The organism is Methylosinus sp. LW3 (assembly GCF_000527115.1).
Taxonomy (GTDB): Bacteria; Pseudomonadota; Alphaproteobacteria; order Rhizobiales; family Beijerinckiaceae; genus Methylosinus.
The window spans coordinates 3,109,850-3,122,571 of record NZ_AZUO01000001.1; the positions used below are offsets into that span (position 1 = coordinate 3,109,850).

The window sequence follows — 12,722 nt, forward strand, 5'->3', positions numbered from 1 at the left end:
ACAGAACAAGGAGATCGAAAGTGATTCCGGTTCAATATGAACCGGAATCACTCTGAAGGCTCGGAAGAACGCCGGGCGGGGCTAAAGCTCCGCTCGTGCTCGCTTCAGGCCCGCTTCGACTGGGCCGCTTCGCCGGGATCGGCGGCCGTGGCGGCGGCGATCTCCGCCATTCTGGCGCCGAGATCGACGATCGCCTGCCGCAGAACCAGCACCTCGCGGTCGCCGCCCGTCGCCGCCGCCTCGGCGGGCGCTGCGGCCGGGGCCGCCGCCATCGTCTCGCGCAGGCTCGCATGCTCCTTGCGCAGCGCGTCCATCGTCCCTTGCAGCAGCGCATTGTCGGAACGCGCCGTCTCCAACCGATCGGCGTGGTCGCGCTCCTCCGCGCGGGCGACGCGCAGAGCCGCCTCGAGATGCGCGATCTCGGCCGCGGAGCTGTGCTCCGACGCCGCCAACCGCGCGCGGGTCTCGTCGAGATCCTTCTTCAGATCGGCCGTCTCCAGCACGGCGGCGTCGAGCTCGCGCGTCGTGCGCGCCAGCACGCCATCGACGGCGGACAGACGCTCCGCCACGGCGGAGGCGGTTGCGAATTCCATCTGCAGCGCGTCCAGCCGCTGGCGCAGCTCGGCGTTCTGCACATGCAGGCTGGCGATGCTCGACTCATGGGTCACGACCTCGGCCCGGCTCTCCTCGCTGAGGCGGGCGAGCTGCTCCTTGTCCATCTCCACATTGCGCAGATTGTAGATCAACGTCTCGACGCGATCGGTCATGTCGTGCAGCGCGGTTTCCGTCGATTGCAGCAACGCTGTGCGCTCCTCGAGGAAGCCGCTGGTCTCGTTGAACTTGCGCTCGAACTCATCGCCGCGCGCGAGAGCCTGCGTCAGCTCGCCGTCGAGCTGCGCGACGCGCGCGGCGTTGCGGCCGATCTCGACCATATCCTGCGCCTTGGTCGATCGGACCGTCGCCATCTGCTGCTCGAGCCGGCGATAGCGCACGGCCAGCTCGCCGCGCAGCAGATCGCGCTCCGCCACCATTTTCTCGATCGAGAGGGGCGTCAGCATATTCAGCCGGCGCAGCGACAGACGCATGGCCCGCCGCCAGAAGGCGGGCAGGAACATCAATGTGAACAGCCCGGCCGCGAGGAACCCGAGCGCGAAAAACATCGCTTGTTCGATCAAGACGCGGCGTTCCTTCGCTCTGGCTCGGGCGCTGTCATTTCCCTTCGGGGCGCCGAATGTCGCGCCGCGACAATGCCACGTCGCCGACTTGAAATCAAAGCGCTCGGCCGCGCCCGGACTTAAGGGTTTTTCCGCGTCCCGCGCCGATCAGCCGCGGCCGAACAGCTTTTCTATGTCGGCGAGCTTCAACTCCACATAGGTCGGCCGGCCGTGATTGCACTGGCCGGCGCCCGGCGTTTTCTCCATCTCGCGCAGCAGCGCATTCATCTCCTCGGCCGTAAGCCGGCGGCCGGCGCGCACCGAATGGTGACAGGCGACGCGCGCCAAAAGCGCATCGAGCCGCCGCGTCAACCCACGCGCGTCGCCCTCCTCGGCGAGGAGATCGGCGATATCCTCGATGAGCCTTCCGACATCTATGTCGCCGAGCGCCGCCGGCGTCTCCCGCACCAGCGCGGCGCCCGGCCCGAAAGGCTCCAGCGCCAGGCCGAGGGCGGAAAGCTCCTCCTGCGCCGACAGCAGCGCGTCGAGCCGCGTCGCATCCAGCTCGACGACGCGCGGAACCAGCAGCAGCTGGCGGGCGACGCCCTCCGCCTCGCGCTGCGCCTTCAATTTCTCATAGACGAGCCGCTCATGGGCGGCGTGCTGATCGACGATGACGAGCCCGTCCTTGGTCTGCGCGACGATATAGGTCTCGTGCAGCTGCGCCCGCGCCGCGCCGAGCGGGTTCTCCACAGCGGCGGCCGCGGGCGGCGCGGCGGCGGGCCGCGCGTCGGCCGAAGGCGGCCCCACATCGAAAGCCGCTTGCGGCGGCTCCGCAAAGCCGGCCGGGGCGCTGGGCGAGCTGCGCAAATTCCAGTCGAGCGGCTGGCGGCGCGGCGGCCCGCCGAAGGAAGAGAAGCCCGCGCCGGAAGCGGCCGACCATTCCCGCCCGGGCGCCGTTCTGGCCCGCTCGGCCAGCACATCCAGCGCGGCGCGGGCCGGCGTGTCGGCGCTGCGATGGAGCGCCGAGGCCAGCGCCTCCTTCAGCGCGCCCACCACCAGGCCGCGCGCGCGGCCGGGATCGGAAAAGCGCACCTCCGCCTTGGCTGGATGGACGTTCACATCGACGACGCGCGGATCGCATTCGAGGAACAGCGCCAGCGCCGGATGGCGGTCATGCGAGAGAAAATCGAGATAGGCGGCCCGAATCGCGCCCGAGAACAGCTTGTCGCGCACCGGGCGGCCGTTCACATAGACATATTGCATCAGCGCATTGGCGCGATGAAAGGTCGGCAGGCCGGCGAGCCCCTCGAGGCGAAACGCCTCGCGCTCCGCATGCAGCGCGATCGCATTATCGGCGAATTCCGTCCCCAGCGCCTGGGCGATGCGCCGCGCCCGCCCCTCCTCGGAGGCACCGCAGGCGGGATAATCGAAGGAGGCGCCCATATCCGCCGCGAAGGAGAAGCGCACGGCCGGATTGGCCATGGCCAGCCGTTTGACCACATCGGCGACGGCCGCCGTCTCCGCCCGCTCGGTTTTCAAAAATTTGAGCCGCGCCGGCGTCGCCGCGAAGAGATCGCGCGCCTCCACCCGCGCGCCCTTGGGCCAATTGCTGGGTTTGAGCCCGCGCTTCTCGCCCGCCTCCACCCTTATCTGCGCGCCGACCTCGGCGCCGGCGGCGCGCGCGTCGATCGTCAGATCGGCGACGGCGGCGATGGAGGGCAGCGCCTCGCCGCGAAAGCCGAGCGTCGCTATGGCGGTCAGATCGCCATCGGGGATTTTCGAGGTGGCGTGACGCTCGACGGCGAGCGCCAAATCCTCGGCGCTCATGCCGCATCCATCGTCGATGACGCGAATGAGCCGCCGCCCGCCCGCCTCTATGGCGACGTCGATGCGCGCGGCGCCGGCGTCGAGCGCATTCTCGACCAGCTCCTTGACGGCGGAAGCCGGCCGCTCGATCACCTCGCCGGCGGCGATGCGATCGACGAGAATGGGATCGAGACGGCGAACGCGCATGAAGGGAGCCGGCGGTGAATGGAGCGCGGCAATCTATAGGAGGGGAGCGATTCGGTGAAATGGGGGCGGGACGCCGGCCTATCGTCGCCGTCTCTGCTCTCGGGCGATGGCCTGGTCCAAGGCCTGAAGGAACTGCGACCGGGCGGCCGAAGAAAACGGCGGCGGCCCGCCAGTGGCCTCGCCCGTCGAGCGTATATGCTCCATGAGCGAGCGCTGCGCGAGCGCCAGACCGATCGAATCCTTGGTGAAGGCGCGGCCATAGGGCGCGATGGCGTGCGCGTCCTTCGCCAATACACGTGCGGCCAAAGGAATATCGGCGGTGACGACCACATCTCCGGCGGCGACCTGCTCGGCGATCCAATTATCGGCCGCGTCGGCTCCGGCCTCGACGATGATCCGCGAGATCATCGGCGATCGCGGGATTTGCATGAAGCTGTTGGAGACGACGAAAGTCTGCAGCCCATAGCGAGAGGCGACCTTATACGTCTCATCCTTCACAGGGCATGCGTCGCCGTCGATGTAGATTTTGATCGTCATGACGCTTTCTAGCCGATCGGGCGGCGGTCGTCGCCCGATCGGGAGCGAGGTCCCGTTCATTCATTGCCGTACACGCCCGGCGATGTCGCGCCAATTTCGGTCATTGAAAGACGACTGCCGCGGAACTTCTGCTGAGCCGCGGCAGTTGAGCATTTTACGCCAAGTCTTGCAGTTGGGCCTCCCCACTATGCAAGAAACAAGCTTTTGTGAATAGCCCTAACTCAACCAGATTGGGCAGGCGGATGTCCCGGATATCCGGTAGTCGTTTACTCTCTGGATTAAACGAACGGTCAATCTGGGATATGAAACCCAGGACAACACCCGACTCTCTGGCGAAATTTCGAAGAGCAAGAACTTGCTCAGAAAGCACTGGCTTGCTACGCTGCTGATCTAATATTTGCAGATAGTCGATGACGGCAACCGTTCCGCGCTTCGATCCCGACAAATGGCGGATAATGTAATCCGCGCTGATTTCATCCGACGTGACAATCTCCAACCTGCCTCCAACGAGAGGCTCCTTTTCCAGAGACTGGATGTGTTTCCTCACCTGCTCCTCCGTGGACTCTAATGTGAAGAACACAGCCTTCCGGTTGTCGCTGGCGGAATTAAGCAATAGCTGAAGACCAAGGGTAGTTTTGCCGTGACCAGGACGACCGGCCAACAACAGCAAATCACCATCATCTAGCCGAGATAAAATCGTTTTCGACAGAGTTGCCGCTCCGACTTGCGACGAAAGCAGGCTCCAGCGCGCAAAACCCTCCTCATGCGCAACTTGATCCAAAGCTTTGTGCAAAGGGACATTGTTAGTCCGAGCCATCAACTTGGCTCGACGCTTCAATTGGAATATCGGGGCAGAAAGTTTCATCAAGACCCTCCATTCCGAGCTGAATGCGCAACCCCTCCTCATGCGACGCTCGAACGGATGGTTCGATGATGGTATTGCCCTGTATGTGCGATACTTCCCCAAAAGGAGGGGGGAGGCGCGGGTCGAGCCTGTGGACGTGAGATTAACGAGGCCCGTGATTCGCTGCAAGGATCGACCTCAGCTTCCTCGATCATGATCGGCAAAGTCGCGCCATAAGGAGACGTTCGTCGCGGACGGCCAGAGGGTCCGCTTTGCCTGGATTTCGCGGACGTTCGCCGCGCAGGATTGGTAGGTAATAGGCAAGTGTGTCCCGGCTGAAGTTCTCGGGATAGGCGGAGACGGCGCCGTACAAGATTCGGAAATTCCACGAATTTCGCTCTTGAACGGACGGGATTCGCTTCGCATCGCCGGCGATATGGTTCGTATCCAGCTCTTCGGATCGCGCTTCTTCTATCTTCGCGTTCGGCTCGAACATCTGCGGCAGAGTGATCGCGAATGTCGCTCCGCCTCCGTGATCGAAATCCACCGTGGTGCTCGACGATCTCCCTGCTGATCGCGAGCCCGAGGCCGGCTCCTGGCGATGCATTGCTCTTTCGCCAGAACGGCTAGAAAATCCCCTCGCGATCGTCGGCGGCGACGCACTCGCCATGGCCGACGATTTGTAAGCGTCGTTTTCAGGCCACGGCCTGTTCGGGCGCGTTCTTGATGTAGGCGAAGGGCAGGAGCTCGTCGATGCGGCTCATGGGATGGCGAGCGACGATCTTCGAGAGGACGTCGGTGAGATAGGCCTGCGGATCGATTTCATTTCTTTTGCACGTCTCGACGAGTGAAGCGAGAATGGCCCAATGCTCGGCTCCGCCGTCGGAGCCGGCAAAAAGATGATTTTTACGCGCATGGCGCGTTCGACGGCGTTGGAGTCGATGTCGACGCGGCCGTCGTCGAGGAAGCGAACGAGCCCGTCCCATCGCGACAAGGCATAGCGAATGGCGACGGCGAGCGTGGATTTGCCTGAGATCGTTGTGAGCTTGGCCTCCAGCCACGGCTTCATCGCCTCGACGATCGGCTTGGCGCGGGCCTGGCGGGCGCTCTTGCGAGTTTCGGCGCTCTTGCCGTGAATGTCGCGCTCGATATCATAGAGCGCGCCGATGCGTGTGAGCATCTCTGCGGCGATCGGCGCGGGCGTCGCCGCCTGGATCTCGAAGAAACGGCGGCGCACATGCGCCCAACAAAAGGCGAGCATGACATCGCCGCCTCTCGCCAAAGCCTCATAGGCGCCATAGCCGTCGACCTGCAACAGGCCTTCGAAGCCGGCGAGATGAGCGGCGGGCCGTTCGTGCTTGCGGTCCGGCGCATAGATGTAGGCGACGCCGGGCGGCTCGGGACCATTCCAAGGGCGATCGTCGCGGGCATAGGCCCAGAATTGGCCGATCTTGGTTCGTCCTCGACCAGGTTCGAGCACCGGCGCCGGCGTTTCGTCGGCGAAAAGCCGCGTCGAGCTCTTCAGTGTTTCGAGCAGGCGCTCATGAACGGGCCGTAGCTCATAGGCGGTGCGGCCGACCCAATCGGCGAGCGTCGAGCGATCGAGATCGACGCCCTGTCGCGCGTAAATCTGCGCCTGTCGATAGAGGGGCAGATGATCGGCGTATTTGGAGACGACGACATGCGCGACGAGCGCCTCGGTCGGAACGCCGCCCTCGATCAGCCGCTCTTGCGCCGGCGCCTGCGCGACCTCGCCCTCGCAGCTCCGGCAAGCGTATTTTGGACGGCGTGTGACGATGACCTTGAACCGCGCCGGCGTCACATCGAGCCGCTCGGACACGTCCTCGCCGATCACATGCCGCAATCCCTTGCAGCAGGGACAGCTCTTGTCGTCGATGTCGACGACGATCTCCTCACGGGGCAGATGGGCGGGAAGCGCGCCACGATTGATGCGGCGCTTGCGTCGCGCTTCCTTCTGCTCGCCGGTCAGCTTCTTCTCGGATTCCGCGGTCGCCGCAGCCAGAGTCTGCTCTGCGTCCTCGAGCATCAAGGCGAGCTGATCGGCGTCGATCTTCTCCGACCGAGCGCCGAAGCGATGGCGCTGCAACTCCTTGATGATGGTGGTCAGGCGCGCGATGTTCTGATCCGCCGCCGCGAGCTCCTCGGCATGCTTTTCCCGCTCCGCGAGAAGCAGAGCGCGCAAAGCGTCAGGATCTGTCGGAAGAGGATCGGCGAAGCTCACGAAGCGCATGGAAGCACATTCGCAAAAGCTTGTCGCGCGCGATCATTCGACATGCCGCGCATGAGTCGTTTTGTCGCGTTCACAGCACGGCTTTCGGAGCCGCCACGCGAACGGCGCGCACGCGCGTCCAATCGAGACCTTCGAGCAACGCCGAGAGCTGCCCCGGCGACAAACGCATCACGGCGTCCGAAATCGAGGGCCATCGAAAGGAGCAATGCTCCAAGCGCTTCGTGACAAGCACGAGACCCGTTCCGTCCCAATACAGCAGCTTCAATCTGTCGGCCCGCTTCGACCGAAACACATAGATCACGCCGCCGTGAGGATCGTGCGAAAGCGTTTCCTTCACGATCGCCGAAAGCCCGTCCATCCCCTTTCGGAAGTCAACGGGCTTCGTCGCGATCAAGACTTTCACATTGCTCGCTGGGACGATCATGACACGGCCTTCAAGATGCGCAAGGCCATCTTCAAGGTCGCGGCGTCCGCATTCGGCGGAACACGAACCAGCGCCGCGCCTATGACGATCTCGATCATCGCATGATCCGTCGCCGCGGCGCTCGTGTTCGCCGCATCGACGACGACGCGCACGAACGAGGAACCTTCAGGCACATCGGCGCCTGCTTGCTGCCGCGCTTCCCGCCGCCAGCCGAATAGCTGCTGCGGCGTCACTCCATGCCGGCGAGCGATATGCGAAACAATCGCGTCCGGCGCCAGCGTCTCTTCGACAATGCGCGCCTTCTCCTCGCGCGACCATGCTCGCCGCCGCCCGGTCCCCGTGATCAACTCGAGCCGCCGGACCGCTTTCGGTTCGAGCTTATCATCATGCGTATGCACAAGCCGATCTCCGTATCAGAGACCAAAGCCTCGCAAATCACGCGAAAAATTGGAATGTGGGATCAAAGCTACGCTTACGACGATTTCGATCGTCGCGCCAGAACGGACGCGAACGACCACGGTCCCTCCTTCGGGTTCTGCTCGACATGCGTTCTCGATGAGATTCACGACCACTCGCTCGATGGCGTGACGGTCGCAAGGCAGGATGATCGGCGTGGAGGGTCGATCGAGCTCGATGTCTTGCTCGTGTCGGCTTACCCGCCCGTTAATGTGACAACGCCCTTACGACGGCGGCATTTGGCGCAAGGTCGCGATCGTCTCCAGATCGAGCACCGCACGATATTCTACGGGCGTGCCGCAATGAATGATTTCGAATTTCTCTATGGGAGCGAAACGGATATCGTAACCTTCGGCGATCAGACAATTGTACAGTGGCGCAACATATCGCTCTCCGCCCTGCAACTCGGCGGGGTCGCGCGTTTCGATGCATCCGTACGCGCGTAGGAACAATTCGGTCGCCCGAAAATGGTATAGACCTGAGGAACAATAAGGCGATATGCGGCGCTTTTCGGCCACTTCGGCCACACGGCGCTCTGGATCTCCGTCCGCCAGAGGTTTCACAAACGACCAATGGTCTCCAAGCCCGACGAACGTTTCGAGATAACCGTCGATACGAGAGAGATCTAGATCATTAGGATAAGAAAACCCAGGTCGAAAAGTGTCGATATTGAAGATGGTGAGCGGCTCTTCCGCGCGAATGCCTCCGTGCAAAAGTCCAAGCATCACAGTTTCGGCTTGTCCGGTCGTCGTCGCATCGAGCTCGACAATCCGGACACGCTTTGGCGGTATCCCTATACGCTTACTTCGTGACCGGATAAATTCCCCAGCATCGTAGCAGCGTAATGTCACGAAGAGAAAGTCTTCGGTGCCGAAATATTTCGAGAAGCCGACGACCGAGTGCTCGAACATCGAAGCGCCATGCGCCTCAAGCGAAAATTTTGGCTTGTCGTACCCGGCGATACGAAACCGGTTGCTGAGACCAGCCATGGCGAAGAGAAACATATTCAACTCCGCTTTCGTGTCGGACGGGGCTTTAGGATGTCAGCTCACGATGAATGAGCAAACCATTGGAAAAAAACTTGTTCTGACGCAGAGGCGCTTCCGCGTGCATCGGCAACATTGAAAGGAACAGCAGTCCCTCGATCGCGCGAATCTCTGGACCGAGACAAGACAAGCCGCCCATGCTAAGAGCGCCAAAGTCCTCGCTCAGGGCTTTCAGGTCGTCTCGATCGCTGCGGCTGAATTCATATTCCATAGGCCCGAACTCTCTGAATTTTGTAGATCCCAAAAGGATATGGTCATATTGACCGTGCACTGAATGCGCTAACTTGGCGAGATCATATCTCCAATCGCCCCACAGCGTGGGCTTACCCGTATCGATATGGCCGCGGGGATCGACGACGCGCACGCGTTTGGCGCGGAAGTCATAAAACATATTACCGAAAAAGAGGTCCCCGTGCATGAGCGAGTAGGTTTCCGAACTCGTCGAGGGAATCATCGAAATCAAATCGTCCAGCACGTCCTCGAGACGAGGCGTGCGCACGCCGTTCAATGTGATGCGGTTCGAGAGCGCGATATTTCTCGTGGCCAGAAAGTCCTCGATACGTCTCCTCGACTTCTTCTTCACTAGAGAATCGAAGAGTTCGCGTCGCTCGCTGAACGCCTCGTCCGATTCGGGTCGAATCTGGCGGCAGGCTTCAATGAACTCCAGACATTTCGCGATGATCTGCCGCCAGACATACCGCGGCAGACGACCGAAAACGAAGAGCTCGGCAAGTGTTGGCTGGTAAAGATACTCCAAACGATAGCCGATCTCGAATTCGTCCGGCAAATTCTCCCTGACTACGCCCAGGAAATGCGGAGTAAATGCACGCATAGAAGACGGCAGCTGTTCATACCAGGCGATTTCCGCGGTAATCTTGTCTTTTTGCCGGCTTGTCTTGACGACGCTCACGCCGTCGCACGTGAGCGTATTGAATGCGCGGCTAACGAGAATTTCGCGTCTCGACCGCATCATGCGCGACAAACTGCCGAAATCGTACCATCTCTGCGCTTTGACCGCGCGCAGCGGAACCCGCCGGCCGTAACTGTCGACGGCCGAAATAAAATCGGGGCAAGCGTTCAACGCATCTCGAAAAGCGGAGGAGTTCGTGAAACTGAATAGCCCACTCGCGACCAGCCGTGAACGAGCGCCGTCGCCATAGCTCGTTTCCAGAGACAGACCCTGTTCTGGCTTCGCAGAGTTGACCACATCCGCCCAAGGGTAGAAATCATCCGTTTCATCCACGACGATGACGTCGTCGAGTGTCTCGCTCCCGATATCGACGAGCGTGTCGCCGTGTAGCAAGACCAAGGATCCTCGCACATCCAAAGCTTCCAAAATAAACTGGGTGGCGGTGGCCAAGGAGAGCGAGACCGGAGACCGGACGATCCGTACCCGCAGATCCTCGAGTCGCGTCTCGTCCGATCGTGTCATTTGGAAATCTGCCGGGATCGTGAGGAGAATGGTCGATGTTCGTTCGCGCGCAAATGCCACCTGCCGCACATAAAGCGGCTCCGACCCAATCGGCAAGAAAGCCGGTGGCAGACGTCCAAATTCAGCGGCAATGTCCGAAGTAACATAGGCGCCGGAGAGGATCACGAATATCGGTTCCTCTGGTACCGGGACCGATTGGGACTGTACGTCAGCGTTGCTGGGCAAAGCGCACCTCATCTGCCAACAAGTCCGTTATCTCTTCGAATGACAGACGGAGGAATTCGGAAGGACGGACGGCTCGATCGTCGATGTAAAATCCCTCGCGCCCGCACCAAGGCTTGCCGATCCAAATTTCATCGTAAGGCACGCCGTGCCGCTCCAGCCAATCGGTGACGATAGGCAAGGTCCTCGCGGCGATCTTTCCCATACTGTTCTCGTACGAACGCATGTTACGGCTTGTATGAATGGCGATCTCGAAACCCATTTTGCGGTAATCACGAAGACGCGCGATCATTTCTAGATTTGGCGTAGCCTGACGATAGTCGTCGGTCTCTCCGATCGTGAGTGTGTTGTCGAGATCGACGATCAGCCGCTTCATATTGTAATCTCACAATCGGCCTGGACGCATCACGAAGGGTTGTGGGGGTGTAACGCGTCTGCCTGGGCCGCGGCTAGCAGCGCCAAAACAGCCTTGCGTCGCGCATCACTGTTTTGATGCTGCAAATCTTCCATGATTGCGTCGACAATAAAATGAGGAGAAAGCGTCGACTGCTCGACCAATGGACCCCAGTCAATATCTGCCTTTTTGACATTGATATTTTGACCAGCGAGAATATTTGCTGCATTATAGTGAGGCCCCCATTCGTCGCTCAGCCCCCATGTTCTAATGCCCGACAACAACCCGACCTCCTCATATATATTTATGCTTCTTTGCACGCGAGCCGCGGCACCCATATAGAACTGATCCCCAACACAAAATCCTACACCGAAATGTAGAAAATATCCAATATCTGAATATACAACGTCATTAAATAAGCACTCATTAATATGTTCAAACATTCTGTCAATATCAACATGATGTATTACTTTATCTGGCCTCAATCGTATAATTATGTCATACGCTAGTCCCGTGTCTACAATGCTTTTAATTACAGACGATACCTTATAGTGCATCATTTTTGAGCCATTCCATCCCGTGAACGAGTTGTCAGTTTCATCTTCTATAACAATATTTTGCGTATTATATACTTCTGCCAATCTGCCTGCGTCTACAATGCTTCTATTGCTTATGCATCGAAACAATGTTCTAAGCATTTGCTTTATATCGGCAATCCCATACAGATCGATTGCTTCGAGATACTCATTGAGAAACCGGCCACTAAATATACGCGCAGCGTGGCCACCCTCAGGTTCACGACCGCCGATACCCTTCCACGTGTGAACAAAATAATCTATCTCCCCTAGTCTTTCTAAATCCTTCCAGCTCTTATGCGCGATTTCATACCCGCGCATCTGGCCGGAGACCCCGATTGCGATACGCAAAGGCCGTCGCCTTACCGACGGAGGCACGGACCGCCTAAGGGGTTCCCGCTGATTCAATTGCCGAAACACAGCTTCCTTGGAGAGTTTGTCGAAAACCCGAGACCTGCGATCAAATCTGTGGAAAATATAGTAGTAAAGCAAGTTCATTACGTCAGGTCTCGTGACCGACATATTGGCATCCGCTCGCGTGAGCGCGGCAACGCATAGTCCCTCCAGCGCGCCATGAATATTCTTATATCCACGACGAAAATCATCATTTATATAATCAATGCACTCAATTTGTAATATAAATAGCAGGCCATATAAACTATTTGCTAATATCCACGGCGTCTCATCGTTGCACGCCAGTAGCACGGAATCTGATGTAAATATAACATGATAGTCCTTGATAAATAGCTCGTCGGCGTGGGCCGCCAACAGCCTGTTCAATTCGTTTGGATCTAAATTTTCCGTATGAATTAAATAATTGACTGCGATATTCTTTTTTCTGCGCTCTCCGACGCCTGAGCGGTGCTGCTCTATAAACTGACGCATCCATCCGCTGATAATCGCCGAGTTTGCAGAGCCCATAGAATGCGGATGATAAAAAATTGAAGCAAATGAATATTGTCTGTAAATATGTTCATTGGCGGATTGCTCGACAATAGCATCGAACAACAACGGCCGAACGTCAGTACGAAGTTGGTTCTCAATCAAGTGCGACGCAAGGCGCCGTATGATTTTATCTGCCAAAAATAAATCGTCTATCGTAACACTGCGTCCTATCGAAAAGATGCTCTGCATAGCGACACATGCGGCGGCGACAGAGCCTCGCTCGAGAAAATTGGCGCTCAAGGACGCAAGTCGCCCGCCGGATAAGCCGCTACTCATGCAGCTCTTTATGAGATCGACGTCGTCACCGCTAAGCCTTAAACCTAGCAGCTCGTCGTCAACAATATCCGGCATCGATTCCATCTCGATCGCCCTAGGTCAAATTGTCGACACTGAAACACACAATACAAATATCCGCCCACAATCAAA

Annotated in this window: 12 protein-coding genes and 1 pseudogene; 1 reads left to right on the forward strand and 12 read right to left on the reverse strand. The window is 59.2% G+C overall.

From position 1 onward, the window contains the following. Positions 1–104: 104 nt before the first annotated feature. From METLW3_RS0115555 to METLW3_RS0115575, 5 genes are all read right to left on the reverse strand, one after another. A complete protein-coding gene (locus tag METLW3_RS0115555; RefSeq protein ID WP_245267372.1) occupies positions 105–1,175 on the reverse strand; it encodes a hypothetical protein in 1,071 nt (356 codons plus the stop codon). A gap of 147 nt (positions 1,176–1,322) precedes the next feature. After that, positions 1,323–3,170: a DNA mismatch repair endonuclease MutL gene (gene mutL / locus METLW3_RS0115560; protein ID WP_024880794.1), complete on the reverse strand. Its 1,848-nt coding sequence runs from the start codon at positions 3,168–3,170 to the stop codon at positions 1,323–1,325. Between the two features lie 78 nt (positions 3,171–3,248). Continuing rightward, positions 3,249–3,707 (reverse strand): YaiI/YqxD family protein, encoded by a 459-nt coding sequence (locus tag METLW3_RS0115565; RefSeq protein ID WP_024880795.1) that lies wholly within the window; start codon positions 3,705–3,707, stop codon positions 3,249–3,251. Between the two features lie 154 nt (positions 3,708–3,861). Beyond that, positions 3,862–4,572, reverse strand: coding sequence for a DNA helicase (locus METLW3_RS0115570; RefSeq protein ID WP_024880796.1), 711 nt, complete (start codon positions 4,570–4,572; stop codon positions 3,862–3,864). 190 nt (positions 4,573–4,762) lie between these two features. Continuing rightward, positions 4,763–5,098 carry a hypothetical protein gene (locus METLW3_RS0115575; RefSeq protein WP_024880797.1) on the reverse strand — a complete coding sequence of 112 codons (336 nt, stop codon included), beginning with the start codon at positions 5,096–5,098 and terminating at the stop codon, positions 4,763–4,765. 1 nt (position 5,099) lies between these two features. Between METLW3_RS0115575 and METLW3_RS28305 the strand changes: the two genes are divergently transcribed. Then, positions 5,100–5,237, forward strand: a complete 138-nt coding sequence (locus METLW3_RS28305; protein WP_157516573.1) for a hypothetical protein — start codon at positions 5,100–5,102, stop codon at positions 5,235–5,237. 9 nt (positions 5,238–5,246) lie between these two features. Here the strand turns inward: METLW3_RS28305 and METLW3_RS25710 are convergent. From METLW3_RS25710 to METLW3_RS28310, 7 genes and pseudogenes are all read right to left on the reverse strand, one after another. After that, positions 5,247–6,802, reverse strand: a pseudogene (locus tag METLW3_RS25710) (IS66 family transposase). Positions 6,803–6,872: 70 nt separating this feature from the next. Next, positions 6,873–7,226, reverse strand: a complete 354-nt coding sequence (tnpB, locus tag METLW3_RS0115590) for an IS66 family insertion sequence element accessory protein TnpB (RefSeq protein WP_024880798.1) — start codon at positions 7,224–7,226, stop codon at positions 6,873–6,875. Beyond that, a complete protein-coding gene (locus tag METLW3_RS0115595) occupies positions 7,223–7,573 on the reverse strand; it encodes a transposase (protein ID WP_245267374.1) in 351 nt (116 codons plus the stop codon). Before METLW3_RS0115595 ends, tnpB begins: the two co-directional genes overlap by 4 nt. Positions 7,574–7,906: 333 nt before the next feature. Continuing rightward, positions 7,907–8,686 (reverse strand): hypothetical protein, encoded by a 780-nt coding sequence (locus tag METLW3_RS27575; RefSeq protein WP_084484847.1) that lies wholly within the window; start codon positions 8,684–8,686, stop codon positions 7,907–7,909. Positions 8,687–8,717: 31 nt separating this feature from the next. After that, on the reverse strand, positions 8,718–10,325 hold the full coding sequence (locus tag METLW3_RS0115605) for a hypothetical protein (protein WP_157516574.1): 1,608 nt from the start codon (positions 10,323–10,325) through the stop codon (positions 8,718–8,720). 43 nt (positions 10,326–10,368) lie between these two features. Beyond that, on the reverse strand, positions 10,369–10,758 hold the full coding sequence (locus METLW3_RS0115610) for a capsular biosynthesis protein (RefSeq protein ID WP_024880802.1): 390 nt from the start codon (positions 10,756–10,758) through the stop codon (positions 10,369–10,371). Between the two features lie 29 nt (positions 10,759–10,787). After that, positions 10,788–12,656 (reverse strand): hypothetical protein, encoded by a 1,869-nt coding sequence (locus METLW3_RS28310; RefSeq protein ID WP_157516575.1) that lies wholly within the window; start codon positions 12,654–12,656, stop codon positions 10,788–10,790. Between the last annotated feature and the right edge of the window lie 66 nt (positions 12,657–12,722).